The sequence below is a fragment of the Corynebacterium sp. TUM25020 genome (genome assembly GCF_056388495.1).
This window is the reverse complement of record NZ_JBWJFG010000002.1, coordinates 275,438-300,070: the sequence shown is the minus strand read 5'-3', so window position 1 is coordinate 300,070 and position 24,633 is coordinate 275,438. Positions and strand designations below refer to the sequence as shown.

Genomic DNA, 24,633 nt, shown 5'->3' with positions numbered 1-24,633 from the left:
CGCCCCATCGTAACACTGCCGCGCGACAGCTTTTAAGCCACAGATGCCTGCTGGCGATCTGCGTAATCGCGGTAGTTCGCCGACTGGTAGCCGCTTTCCCGCAGCAGCTCGAGAATGCGCAGCATATCGCCCGCTACGTCGACTTTGTCGGCTTTCGCTGCGCTGATGGAAAGGCGGATATCCCGCCCTCGTGTCACGCCGCGACGCACGCTGTTAAGGACGTTTCGACGCCACCACTTCACCGATCCGAACCCGTCGCCAAACGCGAGTACGCGCACCGGGTAACGATCGTCATGGGAAAGATCCCGGATGGTGTACGCATCCGCCGCCACGTCGAACCCGACCTTAGCGGCGGCCTGCAGTGCGTCCTCCGACGCCAGCCAACGGGTCGGCGCAAACACCTTCGGGGCTAGCCCGAGCGCGTCCAGCTGGCGGGTAGCTGCGGAGAGCCGCAGGGTCGCCTCGTGCTGACCGAGCCGGTGGAACTCCCCCTTATCGCTTGTCCCACCGAGCGGCCCTAAACCGCCGAGCAGCAATTCGTGCCCACGGGCAGCGGAATCGTGAATCAATTCCAACGTCGCCCGGTCGTCCTTTAGCCTCCAATCCGGCCCCTGCACCGTAAGCACAAGTCCCGCATGGATTTCCAGAGCGCGGGCGGCATCTCGCATCCGCTCGGCCGCGGTGACAGTGGCCCGGCGCAATCCCGTGATCGTCAGCAGCACACGAGGGGCGCGCTGGGTGCTGAGGTTGGACTGTACGGGGTTCATAGCTGCATAGATTTCCCCACCCAAATGAACGGCAGGTAACGCCAACCCTACATTTGGTTGTCGAGTTGTTGAAAGCTAGCCGAGCCGCTCGGTGGCTCCCATTTTGTCCAGCTCCCAGGCGGTCTCGAAGGCCGCTTGGCGCCACTTGGCATAGCGGCCGGAAACGCCACCATGGCCCGCTTCCATGTCGATGTGCAGTAGCACCCGATCCCGGGGATTATCGTCACCGTCACCCGACTTGTCGGCTCCCACTTCACGCAACTTGGCGACCCATTTCGCTGGCTCCACGTACAACACACGGGTGTCATTGAGGCTGGTCACAGCCAAAATCGGTGGGTAGGTCAGATCGGCGGAAACATTTTCGTAGGGCGCGTAGCCGGCCATGTAGTCATAGACTTCCGGGTCGTGGAATGGGTCTCCCCATTCATCCCATTCCGTCACGGTCAGCGGCAGTTCTGGCATGAGCATGCTCGTCAACGGATCCACGAAGGGAACAACAGCCTCAATGCCCGCAAAGCGATCCCCCGCCATGTTCGCCACAGCACCCATTAGCATGCCGCCGGCGGAGCCGCCCTCGGCCACCATCTGCTCACGGGTGGTCATACCCTCGCGCAGCAAGTGGTCGGCGACGGCCACAAAGTCCGTAAACGTGTTTCGCTTTTCCAGACCCTTGCCGTGGTCGTACCACAAACGCCCCATTTCGCCGCCGCCACGGACGTGCGCAATGGCGTATACCACGCCACGGTCCAGCATCGACAGACGGAACAGAGAGAACCCAGGGTCAATGCAGTTTTCGTAGGAGCCGTAACCGTACAGCAGCACCGGGTTCGGCTGGTTCACATCCACATCCGTGCGGTGAATCAGGGAGACCGGAATGCGCGCACCGTCCTCGGCGGTCGCCCACAGCCGCTGGGAGGTGTATTGCGTGGGGTCGAACTCCCGGCCATCGGGGTCAGCCAACACCTGCTGCTCCTTGCGCAGGATCCTCTCGCCGGTTGCCAAGTCAATGTCGTAGACCCGGGGTGGCGTGGTGAAGGCAGTGTAGGCGACACGCAAAACCGGACTGTCCCATTCGCTGTTGCCGACAGTGCCCACCCCGCAGAGTTCCCCGGGGAATTCGATCCGTTCGAACTCGCCGAAGGCCGGGGCGGAAGACTCGCCGGTCGAGGTGTCGGCGTCACCAAGCTTCATGATGTAGCTGGTCTCCAGCGCATTTTCCCGAGCTTCGAGGACGATGTGGTCGCTAAAGACATCTACGCCCTCCAGTCGCGCATCGTCACGGTGCGGCACAAGTGCTTGCACATCGTCCCAAGAGGCGATCTGGCCAGTTGGGTGGTACCCGAGTTCACTGTTCGCACCTGTCTTGTTGTGCAGCACCAGCCACAGATCCTGACCACCCACGACTGCATGGTCCACCGCATACTCCACATCAGACTCGCGCGGGATAATGCAGGTCAGCTCGGCATTCGGATCTTCCAGATCGAGGTACCACACGTCACTGGTCACCTTCGACCCCGTATGGACCAGCAGGTAACGCTCAGAGCGAGTGGTTGCCACGCCGGTCCAAAATCGTTCGTCGTCTTCGCGGTACACCAGCTCGTCTTTATCGACGCCCTCACCGACTGTATGGCGCCAGATCTCGTGTGGTCGCCACGCTTCATCGACACGCTGGTAGTACACGGTATCCCTACCGACCCAGGTGGCACCGTAGAAGACGTCCTCGATCTCGTCTTCTAGGTCCTCCCCCGTCGTGAGGTCGCGGATGCGCAGGGTAAAGCGTTCGGAACCCGTTTCATCTACCGAGTAAGCCAGGCGCGTGCCGTCTTTGGTGACGCTAGCCGCGCCCAGGCTGAAGAACTCCTTGCCCTCGGCTAGAGCATTGCAGTCCAGGAAGGTTTCCTCGCCCGGCGCGGGAGTGCCGGGTTCGATGGTCGGTGGGGTCCAGTCGTCCTTGTCCGCGATGGGAACCCGGCACATGGTGCCATAGCTCTTGCCCTCTTCGGTGCGGGAGAAGTACCACCAGCCCTCGGAACGGACCGGCAAAGACATGTCCGTCTCCTGCACACGGGCCTTAACCTCATCGAAGAGTCGCTCCTGTAGGGGCTTGAGGTGGGCTGTCTGTTGGACGGTCCAGGCGTTTTCCGCCTCCAAGTGCTGGCGCACCTCGGGGTTGTCTTTCTCGCGCAGCCATTCGTAGTTATCCACGAACTCGCGGCCATGGAAGGTGCGGTTGTGTGGCACCTTCTTCGCAGTTGGCGGGGCGGTAATTGGATTGCTGTTTGTTTGGGGCGCGTCGTTAATAGGCATACGCGCCATGCTACTCAGACTAAGTAGTCAGGGCTTTAAGCCCCTTTTGAGCCCGCTAGAAGGCCTTTAGACGCACTGGCCGATCCAGTCGGAGAAGCGCTTGCCCGAGAGCTTCTCGTAGGCCTCGATGTAGCGGGAACGGGTCGCCTCCACAACAGAACCCGGCAGCGGCGGCGGGGGTGTGCCCTCCGACCTATCCCAGCCGGACTTCGGGCCGGTCAGCCAATTGCGCACGTACTGCTTGTCGAAGCTGGGCTGTACCTTGCCCTCTTCGTAGCCTTCGGCGGGCCAGTAGCGGGAGGAATCCGGGGTGAGAACTTCGTCGGCCAGCACGAGGGTGCCGTCAGCATCCAGACCGAACTCGAACTTTGTGTCCGCCAGGATCAGGCCGTGCTCCTCGGCGATAGCTGCGGCCTTCTTGTAGATGGCCAGGGTGGCGTCGCGCAGTTCGTTGGCGCGCTCCTCGCCCAACTCCTCAACAACGACGTCGAAGCTCACGTTCTCGTCATGCTCGCCCAGCTCTGCCTTCGTCGCCGGGGTAAAGATCGGCTCCGGCAGGCGCGATGCCTCAACCAGCCCCTCGGGCAGTTCCACACCACACACACTGCCGGTTTCCTGGTATTCCTTCAGGCCCGAACCAGTCAGGTAGCCACGCGCCACGCACTCGAAGGGGATCATATCCAGCTTCTTGCACAGCATGGCTCGGCCAAGAACGTACTCGGGGATCCGCTCGTCATCCAAAGCACCGGCCAGGTGGTTGGGGAAATCGAGCTCATCGAAGAAGAAGGCACTCACGGCAGTAAGCACTCGTCCCTTGTCGGGGATTTCCGTTTCAAGGACGTAGTCATAAGCACTGATCCGGTCGCTGACAACCATCAACAGGTTATCCTCATCGACCTCGTAGATCTCTCGCACTTTACCTGCGGAATGATGCTCGTACTCGCACAGTTCTGGACGCATGAGTAGACAGTGTAGCCCTGTACTAGGCTTTTGACTATTTATGTCCGGAACCTTGCGAGCGATCAGCGTTTCCGCTGCTAGTGAATGCTTAGGATTCGCTAGAGAATCTCCCCCGGCCTATATGCCGCGGCCTCCGGGTGGCGCCCCGTGACATCCCCAATGCGTGCCAAGACTCGGGAAACCTGCGACTCTGCCGCGCCGATGAAGGCGTGACGGTCAGCCAACGCGTCCTCAAGCTGTGACTCATCCAGGGGGAAGCGGTCGTCGCTGGCAAGCCGTTGCACCAGGTCTTGATCGCCACCATTTTCGCGCATATTCAGCGCTACAGCCACGGCGTGCTCCTTGATTAGCTCGTGGGCCGTCTCGCGGCCAACTCCGGCTCGCACCGCGGCCATCAGGATGCGTGTAGTAGCCAGGAACGGCAAGTAGCGCTCCAGTTCGCGGTCGATCATCGCCGGGAAAACCCCGAACTCGTCCAGGACGGTCAGGAAGGTCTCACACATGCCGTCGAAGGTGAAGAAGGCGTCGGGAAGAGCAACACGGCGAACCACAGAGCAGAACACGTCGCCTTCGTTCCACTGTGCACCAGCCAGATCCGCTGCCATGGTCAGGTAGCCGCGTAGCAGAATCTGCATGCCGCCTACGCGCTCGCAGGAGCGGGCGTTCATCTTGTGCGGCATCGCGGAAGAGCCAACCTGGCCTTCCTTGAAGCCTTCCGTGACGGTCTCGTTCCCCGCCATAAGGCGGATCGTCATTGACAGGGAGGACAGCGCGGCGCCAACCTGCACCAGAGCGCTTAGCGCGTCCATATCCAGGCTGCGTGGATAAACCTGTCCGACGGAGTCAAAGACCCGAGAGAAACCCAGGTTTTCGGCGATGGTGCTCTCCAGCGCCGCCAACTTGGATTCGTCCCCGCCGACCAGATCCAGCATGTCCTGGCTGGTACCCATCGGCCCCTTGATGCCACGCAGCGGGTAGCGGTCCAGCAGATCCTCGATGCGCTCCAGCCCCACCAGTAGCTCATCCGCGGCGGAAGCAAAGCGCTTGCCCAGGGTCGTTGCCTGGGCGGCAACGTTGTGAGAACGGCCTGCCATCACCAGAGACTGGTTCTCGGCTGCCCGGCGGCCAATGCGCGCCAGCACGGCAACGGCCTTGTCGCGGGCGAGCTGTAGGGAGCTAAAGATCTGTAGCTGCTCCACGTTCTCCGTCAGGTCGCGGGAGGTCATGCCCTTGTGAATGTGCTCCTGGCCGGCCAGCGCATTGAACTCTTCAATACGCGCCTTCACATCGTGGCGGGTAACCTTCTCACGATCGGCGATGGAATCCAGGTTGACCTGGTCGATCACCTTTTCGTAGGCCGCGATAGCTTCGGCTGGAACATCCACTCCGAGGGATGCTTGGGCCTTCATGACTGAGATCCAGAGCTTACGCTCCATGATGATCTTGTCCTCCGGCGACCAAATGGCGGTCATCTCCGGAGAGGCGTAGCGATTGGCAAGGACGTTGGAAATCTTTTTCTTAGCAGGCACGCCCCCGAGTTTATGCGCACTGCATAATTTTCGGAATCCGCGCCCGCCCCGGCCCCGCCCGGCTCTGCCCCGGCTCCGCCGACTAACTATCCGCGAACTTGTCCAAATCCTTTACCCGCCCCGCCGCGATCAAAATATCGCCAGAGCGGATCACATAGCCTGTCGGCGGGGTGGAAAAGTTTTCGTCTGCGCAACGTACTGCGACGATCGCAATTCCCTCAGGGGTTTCCTCGATCTTGCGCCCGTGCATACACAACGGTGGCGCGAGCTTCGCCATGGCAAAGTCACTGTCGAATTCAATGTATTCCTGGATATGCCCTGCAATGAGGTGAGCCACGCGCCGTCCGGTGTCCCGCTCCGGGCGCACGACGTGGTGCACACCGATCTGTGTCAGGATCTTTGCGTGCGCCTGATTGTCGGCCTTAGCCCAGACGTTCGGTACGCCCAGATCCATCACGGCTGATGCTGTAAGTAGTGACGCCCCCATCTCCGAGCCGATACCGATCACAACTCGTTCTGCGTCTTGCACACCGAGCTGTCGCAGCGCATCCTGGTCAGTTGTTTCTGCGATCACAGCGTGAGTCAGCAGCGGAGCAGCTTTCGCCACGACCGCTTCGTCAACGTCGATACCCAGGACTTCCACACCAGATTGGACTAGCTCTTCCCCCAAAGCCATGCCAAAACGACCGAGGCCGATGATGATAACTGGAGGATTACTTGGGCGGGAAAGGAACTTAGCCAATGAACGGCCTTTCTACTGGGAAGGAATAGAGGCGTTGATTAGTACGAGCAGCCAGCGCCGCGACCACAGTGATGGGTCCGATACGGCCAACGTACATCAGAACGACGAGCCATATGCGGGCGAAATCGGGCAGGTCGGGGGTAATTCCAGTAGTCAGCCCCACGGTAGCGAACGCCGAAATGACTTCAAAGGTGATTTGGTGCGAGTGATACTGAGGCAGCAGCAATTGCAGCCCCATGATGGATCCCGCGACGATCAGGAAGGCCATCATGAACACAGCCATAGCTTGGCGGACAATGCGTCCTGGAATACGCCTGCCGGCTACCAGCAACTGTTCGTCGCCGCGCACCTCCGCGATTAGCACTGCAACCAGCACCGCGGCGGTCGTCACCTTCACGCCACCTGCGGTACCGCCGGAACCACCGCCGATGAACATGAGGAAATCGGTCAGCATCAACGAGGAAGGACGCAAGCTCGAAAGATCCACCGAGTTGAAACCGGCAGTGCGGGAAGACACGGAGTGGAAAAACGCTGCCTGCACAGCCGACCACGGCGACAGCTCGCGGAGGCTATTCGTCCACTCCATCACTGCAAATCCAACTGTTCCAATTACCAGCAGGATAGCCGTTCCAATCAGGGTAAAGATCAAGGTCAGAGAGCGTGGGCGCTTCACGTTAGAGCGCCAACGTGCCCTGATTTCTAGGAGCACCGGGAAGCCCAAGCCACCGATGATAATGCCTGCAGCAATGGGCAGAATAATGCCCGCGTCATTGACATAGGGCACGAGATTATTGGATCGCAGACCGAAACCAGCGTTGTTGAACGCGGAGATCGCATGGAAAACGCCCTCCCACACTGCAGGCAGAAAGTCATAGCCGTACTGAGTGGCGAAACGAAAGGTGAGGATGATTGCTATGACCAGCTCAATTGCCAGGGAGAAGCCAACGGTGCCGAGGATGACGGTGCGAATTTCGCCAAGATCCCTTCCGCGTTGTTCCGCCGCAGCGCGTAGCCGCCCTTTGACGCCCATCCGTCCAGCGAGCACATAACTCACTACTGTGGCCAGTGTCATGATGCCGAGGCCACCCACCTGAATCAGCGACATGATTACCACTTGTCCGAAATGGGACCAGTAGGTGGCGGTATCCACAACCGTGAGACCCGTAAGGCACGTGGCTGAGGTTGCGGTAAATAGAGCGGTGGTGAACTCCGGGCTTTCCGGTCCGCTACGTGCGATGGGCAGAAGAAGCAGCAGGGTGCCGGCAAAGATCAATAGAAGGAAGCTGACCGAGACCAGCTGTGCGGGGCTAAAACCTCGCCGACGATTATCGCCAGGGTGTGTAATCACAAGTCGCTACTTTAAACCTATTGCGCTAAGTGCGAAACCCTAACGGAATCTTTACACGAGAGTTTTCTCTCACACTTCCGACGCAGTGAAAACGTAAGAGAATCACTCGTGCTTAAACGGAAATGCGACCCTCAACTGCCGGAAGGGCGATATCCGTGCGGTAGTGCGAGCCTTCCAATTGGATCCCCTTAAGCGTGTCATATGCGTGCTCACGCGCTTCTGCGAGCGTGGCGCCGGTGGCGATGACGTTCAGCACGCGGCCGCCTGCACTGACCAACTGACCGTCCTTTTCCGCTACACCTGCAGCCAATACTCCGCGGGATTCGCTGCCTGGCTCTGCACCAGTGATCGGCTGGCCTGTGACGGGGCTGGCCGGATAGTTCTCTGCGGCCAGTACCACGGTCAGGGCGTAGCCTTCCTCCCACTCCAACGGTGGCAGTTGATCCAAGGTGCCCGTAGCCACTGCGTTCAGCACCTCGCCCAGCGGGGTCTTCAACAGGCGCAGCACCGCCTGGGTCTCCGGATCGCCAAAGCGGCAGTTGAATTCCACCACAGCGGGTCCTTCACTACCCCAGGCCAGACCTGCGTACAGCAGGCCGTTGAAGGGCACGCCCTCAGCAACCATTTGTTTAGCTACGGGGTCGACTACCTCTGTCACAATGCGTTGCACACCGTCTTCGGGCAGCCATGGCAGCGGGGTGTATGCGCCCATGCCGCCGGTATTCGGCCCTTCGTCGTTATTTCCCACGCGCTTGTGGTCCTGGGCTGGCAGCAACGGAACGACTGTCTCACCATCGACGAGGCAGAACAAGGAAACCTCGGGGCCATCCAAGTAGCTTTCCAACAGCACGGGGTTGCCACCAGCATGTACGGCATGGATGTGTTCCAAGGCCTCCGCCCGGTCGCCCGTGACTACGACGCCCTTACCGCCAGCCAGTCCATCGTCCTTGACGACATAAGTGGGGCCGAATTTGTCGAGGGTGGCGTCAATAAAAGAATCGCTGGCCCCGACGGGGACAGCGACGGCCTCAGCCGTACGGACCTGCGCCTTGGCCATGATGTCTTTCGCGAAGGCCTTTGAACCCTCGATCTTTGCCGCCGCAGCCGACGGGCCGAACACTGCGAATCCCGCGGCGCGTAGCTCATCGGCTACACCGGCTACTAGGGGAATCTCAGGGCCGATCACCACAAGGTCTGCCTCGATCTCCCGAGCCAGCTCTACCGGATCGCCCTCTGCATGCACAGTGGCTACTGCTGTCATGCCGGCGTTACCTGGGCTCACGTGTACCTGCTCGACGGATGGATCCTGGGACAGGGAATAAGCCAGCGCGTGCTCGCGGGCACCGCTGCCGATTACAAGAATGCGCATGGTTCCCCAGTCTAGCGAAGCTGACCCCCACCACCAGAAAGGTTTAACGCGCTAACATCGGCAGCATGGCTACGGTATTCACGAAAATCCTGAACGGTGAGATCCCCGGTCGCATCGTTTACCGCGACGAAACAGCAGCAGCGTTTTTGACCATCGAGCCCGCGGCCTATGGCCACACGCTGGTCGTACCGGTTAAAGAGGTCGACCGATGGACCGATTTGGACGCGGCTACCTGGGCGCACTGTAACGAAGTTGCCCAGCTGGTGGGCAAGGCCGTGGTGGATGGTTTTGACGCCCCGCGGGCCGGCTACCTCATTGCTGGTTTCGAGGTGCCACATGCCCATATCCACATTTTTCCGGCCTCTGACATGTCCGGCTATAGCCTGCAAAATGTGATGCGGATGGATGAGACTGATCCGGAAAAGATGGATGAGTCCGCCGACAAGATCCGCAAGGGGCTGCTTGCCCAGGGAGTAGACGAGGCGAAGGTTCCTTCCGCTTAGACCCAATCCAGCTCTAGCTATATATCAGCTACACGTCCAGCACCCTCGACGATTTATCGCGGTGGATAACCAGTGGAAAACGACAACAAAGCCGACGACGCTCACGACATCGCACCCCCGAAGGTTGGCCCGGAATTTAGCTCGGAAGTTGACCCGGAACTCGACCTTGAGGAATTAACCGAGGTCGATCCCCCAGCGGGCGCAGCCGTGGAAGCCGAAATGAAAGAAGCTGCGGATGGTGGTTCCGCCGCCAGCCCCGGCGGTTTCGACAGTTACGACGGTTACAACAACGGTGACGGTGACGACGACTACGATCCTGTCAACGCCGGTGATGTCATTGGTGAGGGGCCGGACAATCGCAGCTGGTTGAGCCGTCTCGGTAGCGGGATGGCCAGCGGTATCTCCAGTACCGGCCGCTTCCTCTGGGATATTCCCGGACGGATGAGCCGCCCACAACTACCGCAGCTACGCGGTGCCATCCCCGATCCGCCGCTTGGCGCCCGCCAGGTCTCCCCCGGCTATGCCGACGACCTCTGGCAAGCACGCCCCACCATTGATCGCCCTTATCCAGTGATCCTTATCCACGGAACCATCAGTTCGAAGAATGTCTGGCAGAACCTGGTTCTGCGCCTACGCGAGGACGACTTCGTGGTGTTCAGTCCGGACTACGGTGTGCATGGCACCCAGGACATTCCCACTTCCGCCCAGGACATCGGCGCCTATATTGAACAGGTTTTGGCCGCCACAGGGGCGGAGGCCGTGGACATTGTGGGGCATTCCCAAGGCGGATTGCTGGCACGCTATTGGATCAATGAGCTCGGTGGTGAGGACTATGTCCACCACCTCATCACTCTCGGCGCCCCACACCAGGGCACCACACTCATGGGCATGCTCGGCAATATGTTCACAACCGACATGAGCCAGCGCGTGGCAGCCGCCACTATTCGGCGGATCTTCGGCGCAGCGGGTATGCAACAGGTCATTGGTTCGCCATTGATGGAGACGCTTGCCGCGTCCCCTGAGACCCGCAATTACATTCGATACACCTGCTACGCCACGCGGAACGACGCGACCGTCGTACCCCACGAAAACGCTTTCCTGGGTGACCGCCAGCCCACGGTCCCCAGCGACCATGAAGATTTTCACCTCGAAGACGGCCATTCGAACGATACAGGCGAGGCCATCATCACGAATTACTTCTTACAGGATCTCGGCGTATCCAAATGTAAGCATGAGGAATTACCAACTAATCCGGATGTGCAGGACATCGTCCACCTGGCATTACTCGACGGCCTAGAAGAACACGATACGGAGGCTTAGCCCCCGTACTCTCCCCGAACGCTATTCCGCCTCGGGAGCCTCAGGCAGTTCGATGCGGAACCGTGTGCCCTCGCCTACTGTGCTATCCACGGAGACCGTTCCACCATGTGCAGCCACCAGCCCCTTAACGATCGACAGCCCCAGGCCCGAACCACCCGAAGCACGGGAGCGTGACACGTCCGGTCGGTAGAACCGTTCAAATAGGTGCGGCAGGTCCTCCTCCGGGATGCCTTGCCCGTTATCCTCCACGTCTACGATCACACGGCCATCGCGTTGATCCAGACGCAGAGTCACTTCCGCATCCTCTCCGGCATGCCGCAGAGCATTGGTAACCAAATTGCCGAATACCTGGTGCAACCGGTTCACGTCACCAATAACCAGAGGTACCTCTCCCGTTTCATTGACCACATGTACCGTGCGGTTCGAAAAACCAGCACGCGCTGACTCTGCCGTTTCCAGTACCAGTTCCAGCATGTCCACCCGCGCTTTGTCCAATGGGCGTCCCTCGTCCATGCGGACCAGCGCCAGGAGATCCTCGACCAGTAGACTCATGCGGCCAGCCTCTTCGGAAATACGGTCGATGACCATGTGGGCGTCATCAGTAGCACCGGATTGGTACAGCTCCGCGTAGCCTCGCACCGACGTCAGCGGGGTGCGCAGTTCATGCGAGGCGTCGCCGATGAAACGACGCATCGATGCCTCAGATTTGCGCGCCTGCTTCTCCGAAGCGCCGATGGCCACGAATGCCGCTTGAATCTGTGCGAGCATTTTATTGAGAGCCTGCGAAAGCCGTCCGACCTCCGTGTTAGGTCGCCAATTCGGAACGCGCTGCCCGAGGTCGCCGTTCGAAATTTTTGACGCCGTCAGTTCCACCTCGTTCAGCGGGCGCAACGCGCGACGAACCAGATACATCGACGCCAGAATGACGAATGCAATCACCGTCAAGCCGATAAGCACCTGAAGTAGGACGAGGCGGGAAATAATGTGCTCTTCTTCCTCCAGCGGCAATGCAACGATAGTGATCGTCCCATCATCGTTTCGGAAGCTAGTGGCCCGCCAACTGATACGAGAACCGGAATCCTCGCGGGAACCGACGGTGACAGGCATGGTCGGTTTGCCCAGCCCGCGAATTTCGGGGCGAGATGTCACGGGAGAGTTGAAGTATTCGTAGGAAATATTTTCGTCAACTACCAAGACATAAAAGTCGCTCGGCGGACGCGTTACTCCGGTGACGGGGTTCGGAAGCTGCTGGTTAAGCACGCCGAAGCCTTCGAGGCCGAGGGAGTGTCCGCTTGAGGAACCAGAGATCCCATCGGATTCTTGTTCATTCTGAGTATCGCTGTTGTTTTGTTCGCTCTGTGTACCGCTGTTGCCGTCGACCAGGCCCGATCTGTGAGCCCAACCATTCGTGGCCTGATCCAACTGCTCGTCAACTCTTTGGATCAGGAAGCGCTGCAGGGTGGTAGTCACAGATACGCCAGAAACCGTTAAGCCCATCGCAACCAAAACGGCGATGACCACGACCAATGAGATTCGTAGCGGGTAATGGGAAAGGAAATGCCCCGGATGCCCCGAACGCACCGGGACGGCTGCAGCGGAGGAAGCGGGGTTGGCTGCAGAACTTGCAGAGGAATTTGCAGGTGACGACATAGAAATGCGCAGAATCTAAAAACTAAGACCGCGGCTTACGAAGCACATACCCCACGCCACGCACTGTCTGGATCAGGTGGGGCTCTTCCTTATCAATCTTGCGACGCAGGTAGGAGACATAGGATTCGACAACATTGCCGTCCCCGCCGAAGTCGTAATTCCACACGTGATCCAGGATCTTGGACTTGCTCAGCACAACCTCGGCGTTGATCATCAGGTAGCGCAAGAGTTTGAATTCAGTCGGGGAAAGATCAACGACCTCACCAGCTTTAGTGACCTCATGCATGTCGTCATTAAGGGTGATGTCCTCGTAGGTAATGAGGCTAGAGTCCTGCTCATCGTCAGGAGAGACTCGACGCAGGATCACCCGCAGCCGGGTAATCACTTCTTCGAGGCTAAAAGGCTTTGTCACATAATCATCTGCACCGATTGTGAGGCCGTGGATACGATCTTCCACTCCATCCTTGGCTGTAAGGAAAAGCACCGGAGCTTCGTGCCCGGCCTCGCGGAGCTTGTTTAGCAGAGTAAATCCATCCATGCTGGGCATCATCACGTCCAGAATGAATGCATCCGGCTTGTAAGTATTCGCCAGCGCCAGTGCGTCCTGGCCGTTGTCGGCCGTTTCAACGTCGAAACCTTGAAACTTCAGGCTCACTTTGAGGAGATCAGAAATATTGGCCTCGTCATCGACAACGAGTACCTTCACCGGCTGATTGTTTGGCATGGTCATGCACCTCATTGTGCTGCAGAGAATTAGCGTCTGTCTGCATGATAGCTGGATGTCAGCTGTGAACAATGTAGAGGTTTAGCTACCTCTTGCAGTCCATAATTCCTAAAGAAATCCTCATTCAGTACGCCTTTTGAGAGTTAGACCCATTAAGCTGTGCCTATGACGAAATCTACCTCTCACTCTCTCCGCCGCCGCATCGCTGCTGTCGGTGCTGCAACCATGATGGCAGCAACCCTGGGCACCGGCGCTGCGTCCGCTGCTCCCCTCGGTTCCTCCCAGCAAGACATCAACAACATCGTTCTAGGTGCACGCGACAACGTCCACAACGGAACCCGTGGACTGCCGGCACCTGTCCGTGGCCAGATCAATCGCGCAGCTGACGACGCTGCAAACTTCCTCGCCCCTGGCGCCCTGGCTGCTCGCGAGCGCGCCAACAAGCCAGCGCCACGTCCGGCTCCTGCCCCGAAGCACCGCCCCGCCCCGGCTCCGCGCAAGAGCCCGTGCCCGGCTAACGCCCGTGGCTGCGTAAGCCTGCGCGATCAAACTGCATGGCTGCAGCGTGGCGGCAAGACCAGCTACGGCCCGGTGAAGGTTTCCACCGGCAAGCGTGGCTACGAGACCCCGAAGGGCTGGCACGTTATCACCCGCAAGGTGAAGAACGAGGTTTCCCGCACCTACGGCAACGCCCCGATGCCATACTCCGTGTACTTCACTAACAACGGCCACGCCTTCCACCAGGGCTCCCCGAACGTGATGTCTCACGGCTGCATCCACCTGGCCGCCCCTCACGCTCAGAACTTCTTCAACGCTCTGAACGTCGGCGACCGGATCTACATTTACTAAGATCCCCTGCCGGCTCCTGGCCGTCGCCGGCGCATACTCCCACCCCCAGCGCGAGCACCACGCTTCGCCCTGGGGGTTTGTTTCGCTACGCTGAGAGATATGACTTCTCACGCTGATTCCCCCATTGAGTTCACGTTTCGTCGAGCGGTCGAAGCCGACCGTCCATTCATCCACAAAATGAACGAGGAAACGGATACCTGGGGTGACCCGGAGCGGGGATTTTCGGAGACGTTCGACGAGGACACTGTCTTTTATGTGGATGGCTGGACTGAGGGACAAGGTGGCGTCATCGTCGAAGAAAACGGCGAGGCCATCGGCGCTGCATGGTTACTTGACTCTTCAAAAGAGCATCATGGCTACGGGTTTGTCTCCGAGGAATATCCAGAGGTAGCAATCGCCATGGCGCCTGGCAACACAGGCAAGGGGTTGGGTACAAAGCTAATGCAGGCTGTACTTGACCAAGCAAAGGCAGACGGCAAGCCGGGAGTAAGCCTTTGCGTGGTGTTTGGCAACGACCGGGCGAAGCACGTGTACGAGAAGATCGGTTATGTCGACAAGGGCGTGGACGAGGCCGAGCACGCGCATGTCATGCTGTACACCTTCGACTAGAAAAGGTGCCAGGTTAGCCTCCAAGCCCGGGCTGCAACGGTGCTATTAGTATTCACTTGGTGGCACAGCAAGGCTGGCTAGGTATTCCTCCGGGGTTTCAAAGAGGTCGTCCCACCCCTCCTCTAAGATGCTGTGCGGCTGCCAGACCATTCGAACAGAAATAGGCCCCGTAGTGAGCCCCTTTACAGTGCTATCCCATACGGGATGCAAACCGTTGCACTTCAGCGAATCGATAACGACTTGCGCAGCCTCTGTCACCTGCTCCGTCATCGACCGGACATAGAAATCGATGCTTACTTCCTGAAAATCAATCCCGTCTGCTATTTCGAAGGGGATCAGCGCTTCGCCGAACTCATCGCCATCACTTTCGCTCGATCCCCAGTCATCGAAAACCAAGACTTCTACCCCTTTGGCTCGCATTTCCAGGATGGAACAGTACAGTCGGTCAAAATCGGTAGTCGCGCTAGCCCACGCTTCCATTTCAGCATTCAACTGCTGAGCTATATCAGCCAGGTAGTCATTGGCGAAGTCAAAAAGTGTCGTCTTTTCTTTCCCATGAACGCCTTCTTCCCGGACTGGCAGTTGCTTTAATCGCTGCTCCCAATCGTCAGGGACGTACAGTTCTACTTGGGGAGTAACAAGATCGTTTGCAAGCTGGGCGAGACTTGATGCTCCAGATATCAGCTCATTGCGAAGCCAAAGGTTTAGCTTTTGAGCTTCCTCTACAGACAGTAAATCTGCGATTCTTTGGGGTGAGCGCTGATCGTTAGTCACGACAAAAGACTACCCCTGAATTTGGAGCCGGCGACGAGAATCGAACTCGCACTCTCAGCTTGGGAAGCTGATGTTCTACCACTAAACTACGCCGGCGTTTCTGGCAACGGAGTGGCGCTTCAGGCCACACCGGATCCAGATGAGCTGGAGACGAGACTTGAACTCGCAACCTACGGTTTACAAGACCGTTGCGCTACCGATTGCGCCACTCCAGCAACAATCCATCTTCGAAGTCCGCAAGAAACATCGCCCCTTGCAGATGATGGACTTTCCCAGCCTAGCAAGCGATCCGCGAGAACATTAAAACGGTCCCGGCATTTCACCGTTGAGCTGGGCAAATGTGCGCCTGTGAAAACTCTTTCGCCCCCATGTACGGTATGAGGGTGTCTAGTTTCATGTCGAGGGCGTTAAAGAAGAGCTCTGACCTGCTTTTTTCTGGCAACAGAGCGACCATCGATGCTATCCGCCTAGCTCCGCCACCGTCACCACTGGCGCCGGTGGATCTTTCCGACCCGGTAAAGACTCATGCGGTAATGGATCTCGCCGCCCGAATCGGCGATCAACTCCTCACCGCAGGCAGCAGCAACTCAGATGCGAAGGCGCAGATCCGAAGCATCATGAGCGCCTACGGCCTGAACAACACCCACGTCGACATCACGTTGAACACGATCTACATCTACTCGCGTTTCAACGAGAACACTCCCCCGACAAACATGTTTCGCGTTGTGCGGCAGCTGTCTACAGATTTCTCCCGTATCACAGAGGTCGATCGCCTAATCCGCTCGATCGTTGCGGGAGCCACCCCGTTGGAAATGGCACAGAAGATTCTCTTCGACATTGAGACTTCCCTGCTGCCGTATAGGAACCGTTATGCACTGGCCAGCTGGGGCGGGTTCGCGGCTGCCGTCGCGTTGCTGCTCGGCGGTGGTTGGGCCGTGGCCATCGTCGCAGGTATCACAACGATCTTCACGATGTTTGCGAATGCCTGGTTGGCTTCGAAGTCCTTGCCGTTGTTCTTCCAAAACGTGTTGGGTGGTTTCGCCGCCGTAATTCCCGCAGCCGTCACCTACTCGATTGCGGATCGAATCGATTTCTACTTGCCACCTTCATTGATCATCGGTTCCTCGATCGTTGCGCTACTCGCAGGTTTGACGCTGGTTCAGGCGCTACAGGACGGAATCACTGGTGCCCCGGTCACATCGGCCGCCCGCTTCTACGAAACGTTGCTTCAAACCGGCGGCATCATCACTGGCATTGCAGCTGGTATTCAGATGATGGCCATTATGGGCATTACCCTGCCGCCGCTGGACACGACGCATACATCGGGCGTGCTGGGGTCTGTGACAATTCAGATCATCTCCGGTGCTGTCGCCACGGGATTCTTCTGCAGTGCGTGCTTCTGTGAGCGCCGCGCCACGGTAGTCGCAAGTCTGACTGCGTTGATCGCTTCACTCGCCCTGTTCAGCGTGACGACTTTATTGGATTGGCCCGGTACCTTCGGCATTGCCCTGGCCGCGCTGGTTGTCGGCCTGGCCGGTGGTCTGCTCTCCCGTCGCTATATGATTCCTCCGCAGATCACCGCGGCCGCTGGCATCACGCCTTTCCTACCCGGTTTGGCTTTGTACCGTGGCATGAGTTCGGTGCTCAACGACCAATTCGTAGTCGGTATGTCTAACCTCGGTTTCGCGCTGACTACCGCCACTGCACTGGCTGCTGGCGTGGTGCTCGGCGAATGGATCGCCCGCCGTATTCGCCGCCCACGGATCCTACATCGCTACCAGCAGTTCCGACGCCCCAACGTGGGTTCGCGCCGAGCACCCCAGCAGAAGCCACGGATGGGCACAGACGGACGCGTCCGCCAGCCGCTGCACTGGCGCCGGCGCCGAAGGAGCACGTCAAAGAGTATGTGGCAGTTGGATAGTGAAATGCGGGCGTCAGAAGGCGAACTCGAGAAACAACAAGACCACCCGACAGGAACGAGCGATCAGTAAATCGCGTAAAATATTTAAAGTTGAGACTTAAGTTCCGTACGTCGACTGTGTAGAAATGGGGTCAGGCTCGTGCCTCCGAAGGTCACCGACAACCGTTCCGCTAACAATGAATCCCTGCATGCGGTGGAAGCAGAAACGGCTCAGGCTGCGCAGCGCATCGTTGCGACCTACTCCGAGGACTTCCTCGATGCAGCGACCTTGATGTGCATGCTGGGCGTGGAGCCGGAGGGGCTAATCCACCGCCGCGTGGTCGCTGAACTGGAAGAAGCGGAGCAGGAGGCCAAGAAGTCCACCCGCAAGACCACCAAGAAGTCGGCGAAGAAGACTGCGAAGAAGTCGACGAAAAAGGCCGCGGCAAAGAAGTCAACGAAGAAGACCGCCAAGAAGGCGGCTAAGAAGTCCACCAAGAAAACGGCGAAGAAGGCAACCAAGGCCAGCGAGTAGGTCGCCGTTTGTTAACGCCTCTTGCTGATACGGAGTGACCGCCATGCAATCCGATTTTTTGGTTGTTGCTAATCGCCTTCCCGTCGATCGCAACGTCAACGACTCCACCGGTGAGGTCACATGGGTGCCCTCACCGGGCGGGCTGGTCACCGCTCTCAAGCCGGTTCTGGAAGCCAACCGTGGGGCGTGGATCGGCTGGCCAGGAGCAACCGATGAGGTTCGCTTAGAGGACATGCCGTCGCCAGAGGAAGCTGGGATCCATATGATTCCCGTGAACCTCGACGCGGATGATTTTTCCCAGTTTTACGAGGGCTTTTCCAACGCCACCCTGTGGCCCCTATATCACGACCTGATCGTGCACCCCACCTACGATAAAGACTGGTGGGAGCGCTATCAGCAGGTGAATCAAAGATTTGCCCAGGCTGCGGCGGATAAGGCCGCAAAGAATGCAACGGTGTGGGTGCAGGACTACCAACTGCACCTAGTTCCCGGCCAGCTGCGCGAGATGCGCGACGATGTCTGCATCGGCTTTTTCCTGCATATCCCCTTCCCCGCCCCAGAGTTGTTCCGCCAGCTGCCATGGCGCCGCCAGGTGCTAGAGGGCACCCTGGGCGCGGACGTGGTGGGGTTCCACACGCAGGATTCCGCCCGGAACTTTATGGTGGCGCTGCGGGCGATGAATTACTCGGTGCAGATCGTGGATGATTCTGAGTCTGCTAATTTCCTGCGCGGGGCTCGCTTGCCCGAAGAGGCACAGGTGGTGGGCAGTGTCACTCTGGACACAGGGCGTGTGGTGAAGGTGGGAGTTTTCCCGATCTCCATCGACACCGCCAAGGTAAATGCCCAAGCCAACCAGCCCGATGTGTTGGCACAAGCCAGTGATCTACGTGCCCGCCTGGGTAACCCGAAGGTGCTGATCGCGGGCGTGGATCGATTGGACTACACCAAAGGCATCCAGCACCGACTGGAGGCCATAGAGTTCCTACTGGATTCTGGGTGTTTGGCGCCGGAGGATATAGCGATGGTGCAGGTCGCCACCCCGTCTCGCGAGCGACTAGACGATTATCAGCGCACTCGCCAGCAGGTCGAGGCCATTGTCTCCCGCATCAATGGCAACCACGGCAGCCTGGGGCGTTCCCTGATCCACTACATGCACTCCGGTTTGCCCTTCGAACAGATCGTCGCACTGTACTCCGCCGCGGATGTCATGCTCATTACTCCGCTAAAGGATGGCATGAATCTGGTGGCCAAGGAATACGTAGCCTGCCACTCGGATGGTTCGGGGGCGCTGGTGCTCTCGGAGTTCGCAGGCGCGGCCACGCAGTTGGTGCAGGCCTACCTGTGTAATCCGCATGACATTGAGTCCATCGCAGACGCACTACAACGGGCCATCGAGGATGAGCCGAAGGATAAAATCCGCCGGATGCGCGAAATGTGGTCTCACCTACAGGAGCACGATGTCAACCGCTGGGCCGATGCATTCCTGCAGCAGCTGCGGGAGGTGGAGTGATGCGCAGGAGTCGCACCACCGCCCTCTTGGTTTTAGGGCTCAGCGCAACCGGACTGACCGGCCTTGCCGCCTGCTCCGATTCGGAGGCACCGCTGGGCAACTCCCAATGGCAGGTCTCGGCTATCTACGATACGGATGCGCGTGGGGGCCTGCTGCCGGATGCCCAGCAAGGCCGCAGCTTCCTGGTTTTCGGTGAGGATTCGCTGACCGGTGCGAGCGGCTGCGTGCACCTTTCCGGTCACGTGGAGTGGAAGGAAGGTGGCATGCGGATTAGCGAGTTCTCCTCTTCCCCCATCGACGGAGCCCAGTGTCTCCCCGGCGATGAGGATACGGCCGACCGCCTAAAGGCAGTCCTCAACGACCAGGATCTCACCTACACCCGCCCCTCCGAGAACTCCCTCAAACTCAAGCAGCCCGCCCCAGAGGACAAGCAGGATTGGGAGTCTATTCCTGCGGTCGAGTTCCTCAGCGGCCCGAAGGACGGCTAGTGCCATGGATGGATCGTTTCTACCTTTACTTTCTGACGCCGACATCTCCGAGCTCGCCGCCACCCCAGACCTACTGGTAGCGATGGATTTCGACGGCACCCTGGCTCACTTCTCGGACGAGCCCGAGGGAGTGCACGCTGTCCCCGGCGCGATGGAGGCACTAGTGGGGCTGGCGCAGCTTCCGCATACCGAGGCAATGGTGATTTCTGGGCGCAATCTGGAGTTGCTGACGGCCGCAACGATGCTGCCAGTGGAAGGTCCGGTACACCTTGTGGGCAGCCATGGCGCGGAGCCTGCCGACGGCGGGGCTACGCCTTTGAGTGAAGAGCAGACGACTTGGCTGGGAGAGCTGCGTGACCATGCAGAAGTGATCGCCACTGAGCATGAAGGAGCCTGGGTGGAGGTCAAGCCTCTGGCAGTTGGCTTACATACCCGACTGGTGCCGGATAAAGAGCTGGCCGGGCGGCTCAACCAACGGCTGGCGGACTTCGCGGCCACCAGCGATCTTTCCCAGGTGACGTGGGGTAAAGACATTCTGGAAGTCGCGGTAGACAAGACCACCAAGGGCTCGTATATCGAGGGCTTCCGCGGCGCCTACACGGCCCGAAATGGCCGCAACCTGCGGGTGCTTTTTGCCGGGGATGACACGACGGATGAGACTGTGCTTTCCACGCTGAGCTACACTTCCGCCACCGCTCAGTCCTCGGCAGAGTCCACCCCGCCTGCGGATGTGGGCATTCGCGTCGGCGGCGGTGAAACCTCCGCCACTCACCGCCTGGACACCCCGGAGGACGTCCGGGATTTCCTCGAGGAACTAATGCGGCGGCGCCACGGACGTTCCGAGGATTAGCTCCGTTTCCAGCAGCACGGTCGGCGTTTCCACTCTGCGGCTGGCCTTGGCCGATGTGTTGTTCAGCCTCTTTTCGATGAGTCCGGCAAGCATATTTCCGCTCTCCAATCCCTTATCTTTACTGGGTTGGCGGACGGTGGTGATGTGGGCGTCAATAGCTTCAGGAATACCGTCAAACCCCGTCACGGAAAGCTGGCTGGGTACGTCGATGCGCTGCTTTTCTGCGTAGCGCAGCACTCCGAGGGCTTGTGAGTCCGTGGTGCACGCCACCGCAGTGAGCTCTGGGTTGGCTGCGAGCAGCTCCTTGGCAGCTTCGTAGGCAGTCTGGGGGTTGTTGATATGCCGCTCGACGATAGGTGGCTCGGAGATCCCCGCCTCGCGGAGCACGTCCAGAATGCCAAGCAGGCGAGAGCGCTGCACATGCATGTGCGCCCCCTCAATGCGTTCGGTGGGGACCGGTCCGTTGTTTGGCACGCGATCCAAACGGATACATAGCACGCCGATGCGGGTATGCCCGGCCTCCACAAGAGTGCGAATGGCGGGCTTGATGGCCTCGCGGTCGTCAATTCCCACGAAGGGGTCGCCCGCGCCGGCGGGCTGATCACACACCACGGTCGGTAGTCCACGGTTGCGTACGGCGGCTAAATAAGGGTCGTCATCAGCCACGGAGTAGACAATGAAGCCATCCACGCTGGCCTGGTTTACCAGCTGCGCAGGCCGATCAGCGCTGGGGTTATCGTCCACGCCCGCGGGGATCAATAGCATGGAGGCATCCATTGCTCCGCAGCTCACCGATACACCGGAGACGAACTCTAGCGATGCCTGATCTTCGAAGGCATAGGGAAGTTCCTCGGTCAGCAGCACTCCGATCGCGCCTGCGCGTCGCGTGCGTAACGAGCGCGCCATCGGGTCTGGCCCCGGGTAGCCAACCTTCGCCGCTACGTGCAGAATCTTGTCGCGGAGCTCGGGAGAGAGCTGATCCGGGCGGTTGTAGGCATTCGAGACGGTGGTGCGCGAAACGCCCAGTTCTGCCGCGATGGAGGCCAGGGTGCCGCGCCGTACTGCTCTGCTCATTCTTCTAAGGGTAGTCCCCGGGCCTTCTTGTTCGGGGGTTGACGCCCACTTCCCCGTGCCTACTTTGGTGCCCTGTAAGCAACCCATCTTTATGTTGACGAGCGTTTTCATCCCCATTAATCTCGGGAGAATGAAGAAAATGGTTGCCAATTTCGGAGCAGTGTTAAGTATCGCAACGTTGGCTTTGGGCGTAACTGCCTGTGCCGGCGGGTCTGAAGATTCCGCAGCTGATGGGGACAAAATCAAGCTGGTCGCCTCCACCTCTATCTGGGGCAGCATCGCGGAGGACATCACCGAAGGGCGCGATGACGTTGAGGTAACCACCATCCTCAGCAGCAAGGATGATGATCCACACGAGTACGAAGCGACTGCCCGCGACATCGCCAAGGTGAAAGACGCGGACATCGTTGTTGCCAATGGTGCAGGCTACGACAACTGGCTAACCGACAACGTGGAGGAAGACACTCCCCTTGTGACTGCACAGCCGCTGGCTGCAGCGCATCACCACCACGGTGAAGGCCACGGTGCAGATGAGCACGCCCACGAGCATGAGGGTCACGAGCACGGCCACGAGCACGGCGAAGACGCTCATGACGAGCACGAGGGGCATGACCACGGCGATGAGCACGCCCACGAGCACAGCCACGATGAGACCAACCCGCATGTCTGGTTCGACCTGGATGTGGTCTCCGAGTTCGAGAAGAAGCTCTCCACCGAACTGCACAAGTTGAACTCCGACATTCCGGAGTCCGACGAGGACATCACCAAGAAGACCGACGAGCTGAAGGCCCGTGTGGAGAAGCTCAGCGGAAAGAACGTGATCCTCACCGAGTCTGTGGCTGCCGAGCTAATTGATGATTCCGATCTGAAGGACGTCACCCCAGAAGGTTTCACCCACGCCGTGAACAGTGAGTCCGAGCCTTCTGCAGCTGATCTGGCCGCTACGCGCCAGCTCATCACTGACAAGAAGGCCGACATCCTCATCACTAACGAGCAGTCGGAGACCTCGGCCGCCTCGCAACTGACCGAGGCCGCCAAGGAGGCAGGCATCAAGGTCGTAAATGTCAACGAAACTCCCGATGAGGGTCAGGACTACTTTGAGTACGCAGACTCCCTCATCAAGCAGCTGGAGGACGCAACCAAGTAATGGTTCTTGCTCTCCGCAACGCGGCAGTTGAACCCCTCTGGCATGACCTCGACCTCGAGGTTGCGCCGGGGGAGTTTTTGGCTATTTTGGGGCCGAACGGGGTGGGAAAATCCACTCTCCTGAACGCTGCCCTCGGCACCCGCAAACTCAGTCGAGGCAGTCTTAAAGTAACGGACAAGCTGGGCTATATCCCCCAACAAAGGATGTTTGACCCATCCATTCCGCTACGCGCGCGGGATCTCGTTGGGTTGGCTCTTGCAGCGGGCGTCATAAAAAATAGGCGCCCGAAGAAGGCCCAAATAGACGCGGCGCTAGAAGAGGTAGGCGCGACTGGCCTGGCCAAGCGCCGCGTAGGTGAACTTTCCGGTGGCCAGCAACAACTGATTCGCCAGGCGCAGGCGATGGCTCAGGATCCGGAGCTATTACTGTGCGATGAACCGCTGCTCTCGCTGGATCTGCGGGCGCAAAAACAGACCGTGGAGCTGCTCGACCGCAGGCGGCGCGAGCACAACACTGCGATCGTTTTCGTAACCCACGGCATCAACCCGATCCTGAATGTGACCGATCGCGTGCTTTACCTCGCCCCGCATGGGCACACCATCGGCACGATAAAGGAAGTAATGAACAGCGAGACGCTCTCCCGGCTGTACCGAACCGATGTGCAGGTGTTGAATGTGGACGGAAAGCTGGTGGTCGTATGAGTAACCAATTCCAGACCGGCGACTGGTGGGATGACACCCTCGCGTTACTCTCGGTGGACTTCGTACAACATGCGCTATTGGCAGCGCTGCTTCTGGGTATCGTCTCTGGCGCGATTGCACCGCTGATCGTGATGCGGAAAATGAGCTTCGCCGCACACTCCACCGGTGAGCTGGCGCTGATGGGTGCGGCAGCCGCGCTGCTTTTTGGTTTCAGCGTGAGCTGGGGTGCACTGATCGGCGCAGTATTGGCCGCTGTGGCGCTGACGGCACTGGGACAAAAGGAACAAGACGCCATCGTGGCGGTGGTCTTAAGCTTCGGCATGGGTCTTTCCGTGCTGTTTATTTATCTTTACCCCGGTAGGTCGTCTTCGGCGTTTAGCCTGTTGACAGGGCAGATCGTGGGCGTGAGCTCGGCTTCGCTAAACATCCTGGCGGTGCTGACTGTTCTAGTGGTAGTGACGATGGCGCTACTCTGGCGGCCGCTTTTGTTCGCCACGGTGGATCCGGTGCTGGCCGCTGCCTCTGGTGTAAAGGTGCGCCTGCTGGCGCTGGTATTTGCCGCATTAATCGGCGTGGTGGCCAGCCAGGGAGTGCAGATTGTCGGCGCGCTTCTGCTGATTGCGTTGCTGATTACCCCGGGTGCGGCGGCAGTGAAGGTGACCAGCAATCCGGTGCTGGCCGTGGTGCTGTCGGGTACGTTCTCCGTTGTCGCGGCGGTCGGAGGGCTGGTGGCATCGCTGGCGCCGGGGCTACCGGTTTCCGTGTTCGTAACCACCTTGAGCTTTGTGATTTACCTAGTATGCCGTGTTATTGCGTGGATGCGTTCCCGGCACGTACAGGCGGATGCAGTGCGAGCTCAGGAGTATTCGACTGCCGGCGAGTCAGTATCGAAACAGACCAGCAACGAAACCGCGGGCCACATACACCACACCTAACTCGCGCGCCCCTCACCCCACTAATAGCGCTAAAAATATATT

At 59.2% G+C, this 24,633-nt stretch carries 23 protein-coding genes and 2 tRNA genes; 12 read left to right on the top strand and 13 right to left on the bottom strand.

What is annotated here, in order from left to right:
* Positions 1 to 32: 32 nt before the first annotated feature.
* The 7 genes from AC05K6_RS04275 to purD form a co-directional block, all read right to left on the bottom strand.
* Complete coding sequence (locus AC05K6_RS04275) at positions 33 to 767, bottom strand: DUF2334 domain-containing protein (protein ID WP_476727868.1); 735 nt, start codon at positions 765 to 767, stop codon at positions 33 to 35.
* Between the two features lie 75 nt (positions 768 to 842).
* Positions 843 to 3,083: a S9 family peptidase gene (locus AC05K6_RS04270; protein WP_476727867.1), complete on the bottom strand. Its 2,241-nt coding sequence runs from the start codon at positions 3,081 to 3,083 to the stop codon at positions 843 to 845.
* Between the two features lie 57 nt (positions 3,084 to 3,140).
* A complete protein-coding gene (locus tag AC05K6_RS04265) occupies positions 3,141 to 4,034 on the bottom strand; it encodes a phosphoribosylaminoimidazolesuccinocarboxamide synthase (protein WP_034973878.1) in 894 nt (297 codons plus the stop codon).
* A 98-nt stretch (positions 4,035 to 4,132) separates the two neighbouring features.
* Positions 4,133 to 5,563 carry an adenylosuccinate lyase gene (gene purB / locus AC05K6_RS04260; protein WP_476727866.1) on the bottom strand — a complete coding sequence of 477 codons (1,431 nt, stop codon included), beginning with the start codon at positions 5,561 to 5,563 and terminating at the stop codon, positions 4,133 to 4,135.
* A gap of 82 nt (positions 5,564 to 5,645) precedes the next feature.
* Complete coding sequence (locus tag AC05K6_RS04255) at positions 5,646 to 6,305, bottom strand: potassium channel family protein (protein ID WP_476727865.1); 660 nt, start codon at positions 6,303 to 6,305, stop codon at positions 5,646 to 5,648.
* Complete coding sequence (locus AC05K6_RS04250; RefSeq protein ID WP_476727864.1) at positions 6,298 to 7,653, bottom strand: TrkH family potassium uptake protein; 1,356 nt, start codon at positions 7,651 to 7,653, stop codon at positions 6,298 to 6,300. Before AC05K6_RS04250 ends, AC05K6_RS04255 begins: the two co-directional genes overlap by 8 nt.
* A gap of 112 nt (positions 7,654 to 7,765) precedes the next feature.
* Entirely contained in the window at positions 7,766 to 9,022 is a 1,257-nt protein-coding gene (gene purD / locus AC05K6_RS04245) for a phosphoribosylamine--glycine ligase (protein WP_476727863.1), read from the bottom strand.
* Positions 9,023 to 9,087: 65 nt separating this feature from the next.
* On the opposite strand from purD, the gene AC05K6_RS04240 reads away from it, so the two are divergent.
* The gene (locus AC05K6_RS04240; protein ID WP_293791107.1) at positions 9,088 to 9,525 is read left to right on the top strand and encodes an HIT family protein; all 438 of its coding nucleotides are present in this window, start codon (positions 9,088 to 9,090) and stop codon (positions 9,523 to 9,525) included.
* A 72-nt stretch (positions 9,526 to 9,597) separates the two neighbouring features.
* Positions 9,598 to 10,845 carry an esterase/lipase family protein gene (locus tag AC05K6_RS04235; RefSeq protein WP_476727862.1) on the top strand — a complete coding sequence of 416 codons (1,248 nt, stop codon included), beginning with the start codon at positions 9,598 to 9,600 and terminating at the stop codon, positions 10,843 to 10,845.
* A gap of 21 nt (positions 10,846 to 10,866) precedes the next feature.
* On the opposite strand, the gene AC05K6_RS04230 is transcribed toward AC05K6_RS04235, so the two are convergent.
* On the bottom strand, positions 10,867 to 12,495 hold the full coding sequence (locus AC05K6_RS04230; protein WP_476727861.1) for a sensor histidine kinase: 1,629 nt from the start codon (positions 12,493 to 12,495) through the stop codon (positions 10,867 to 10,869).
* Between the two features lie 22 nt (positions 12,496 to 12,517).
* Positions 12,518 to 13,225 carry a response regulator transcription factor gene (locus AC05K6_RS04225; protein ID WP_448307094.1) on the bottom strand — a complete coding sequence of 236 codons (708 nt, stop codon included), beginning with the start codon at positions 13,223 to 13,225 and terminating at the stop codon, positions 12,518 to 12,520.
* A 159-nt stretch (positions 13,226 to 13,384) separates the two neighbouring features.
* Here AC05K6_RS04225 and AC05K6_RS04220 point away from each other — a divergent pair, with 159 nt between their 5' ends.
* Positions 13,385 to 14,068: a L,D-transpeptidase gene (locus AC05K6_RS04220; RefSeq protein ID WP_293791103.1), complete on the top strand. Its 684-nt coding sequence runs from the start codon at positions 13,385 to 13,387 to the stop codon at positions 14,066 to 14,068.
* Between the two features lie 99 nt (positions 14,069 to 14,167).
* Complete coding sequence (locus tag AC05K6_RS04215; protein WP_293791102.1) at positions 14,168 to 14,677, top strand: GNAT family N-acetyltransferase; 510 nt, start codon at positions 14,168 to 14,170, stop codon at positions 14,675 to 14,677.
* Positions 14,678 to 14,722: 45 nt separating this feature from the next.
* Here AC05K6_RS04215 and AC05K6_RS04210 read toward each other — a convergent pair whose 3' ends face one another.
* The 3 genes from AC05K6_RS04210 to AC05K6_RS04200 form a co-directional block, all read right to left on the bottom strand.
* Positions 14,723 to 15,451 carry a hypothetical protein gene (locus AC05K6_RS04210; protein WP_476727860.1) on the bottom strand — a complete coding sequence of 243 codons (729 nt, stop codon included), beginning with the start codon at positions 15,449 to 15,451 and terminating at the stop codon, positions 14,723 to 14,725.
* 22 nt (positions 15,452 to 15,473) lie between these two features.
* Positions 15,474 to 15,547, bottom strand: a tRNA-Gly gene (locus tag AC05K6_RS04205).
* A gap of 46 nt (positions 15,548 to 15,593) precedes the next feature.
* Positions 15,594 to 15,666, bottom strand: a tRNA-Thr gene (locus AC05K6_RS04200).
* 180 nt (positions 15,667 to 15,846) lie between these two features.
* Here AC05K6_RS04200 and thrE point away from each other — a divergent pair.
* From thrE to otsB, 5 genes are all read left to right on the top strand, one after another.
* On the top strand, positions 15,847 to 17,442 hold the full coding sequence (thrE, locus tag AC05K6_RS04195) for a threonine/serine exporter ThrE (RefSeq protein ID WP_476727859.1): 1,596 nt from the start codon (positions 15,847 to 15,849) through the stop codon (positions 17,440 to 17,442).
* 69 nt (positions 17,443 to 17,511) lie between these two features.
* Complete coding sequence (locus tag AC05K6_RS04190; protein WP_293791099.1) at positions 17,512 to 17,886, top strand: hypothetical protein; 375 nt, start codon at positions 17,512 to 17,514, stop codon at positions 17,884 to 17,886.
* Between the two features lie 43 nt (positions 17,887 to 17,929).
* Positions 17,930 to 19,396: an alpha,alpha-trehalose-phosphate synthase (UDP-forming) gene (locus tag AC05K6_RS04185; protein WP_476727858.1), complete on the top strand. Its 1,467-nt coding sequence runs from the start codon at positions 17,930 to 17,932 to the stop codon at positions 19,394 to 19,396.
* Positions 19,396 to 19,884, top strand: a complete 489-nt coding sequence (locus AC05K6_RS04180; protein WP_476727857.1) for an META domain-containing protein — start codon at positions 19,396 to 19,398, stop codon at positions 19,882 to 19,884. The genes AC05K6_RS04185 and AC05K6_RS04180 overlap by 1 nt, the downstream gene beginning before the upstream one ends.
* Before the next feature lie 4 nt (positions 19,885 to 19,888).
* The gene (gene otsB, locus AC05K6_RS04175; protein ID WP_476727856.1) at positions 19,889 to 20,734 is read left to right on the top strand and encodes a trehalose-phosphatase; all 846 of its coding nucleotides are present in this window, start codon (positions 19,889 to 19,891) and stop codon (positions 20,732 to 20,734) included.
* Here the strand turns inward: otsB and AC05K6_RS04170 are convergent.
* Complete coding sequence (locus AC05K6_RS04170) at positions 20,699 to 21,808, bottom strand: LacI family DNA-binding transcriptional regulator (RefSeq protein WP_476727855.1); 1,110 nt, start codon at positions 21,806 to 21,808, stop codon at positions 20,699 to 20,701. The genes otsB and AC05K6_RS04170 overlap by 36 nt on opposite strands.
* 139 nt (positions 21,809 to 21,947) lie before the next feature.
* On the opposite strand from AC05K6_RS04170, the gene AC05K6_RS04165 reads away from it, so the two are divergent.
* Genes AC05K6_RS04165 through AC05K6_RS04155 form a run of 3 tightly spaced genes read left to right on the top strand, consistent with a single transcriptional unit; the run spans position 21,948 to position 24,591 of the window.
* Positions 21,948 to 22,955: a metal ABC transporter solute-binding protein, Zn/Mn family gene (locus tag AC05K6_RS04165; RefSeq protein WP_476727854.1), complete on the top strand. Its 1,008-nt coding sequence runs from the start codon at positions 21,948 to 21,950 to the stop codon at positions 22,953 to 22,955.
* Positions 22,955 to 23,656 (top strand): metal ABC transporter ATP-binding protein, encoded by a 702-nt coding sequence (locus AC05K6_RS04160; RefSeq protein ID WP_476727853.1) that lies wholly within the window; start codon positions 22,955 to 22,957, stop codon positions 23,654 to 23,656. The genes AC05K6_RS04165 and AC05K6_RS04160 overlap by 1 nt, the downstream gene beginning before the upstream one ends.
* Positions 23,653 to 24,591 (top strand): metal ABC transporter permease, encoded by a 939-nt coding sequence (locus AC05K6_RS04155; RefSeq protein ID WP_448307071.1) that lies wholly within the window; start codon positions 23,653 to 23,655, stop codon positions 24,589 to 24,591. The genes AC05K6_RS04160 and AC05K6_RS04155 overlap by 4 nt, the downstream gene beginning before the upstream one ends.
* The last annotated feature ends 42 nt before the right edge of the window (positions 24,592 to 24,633 follow it).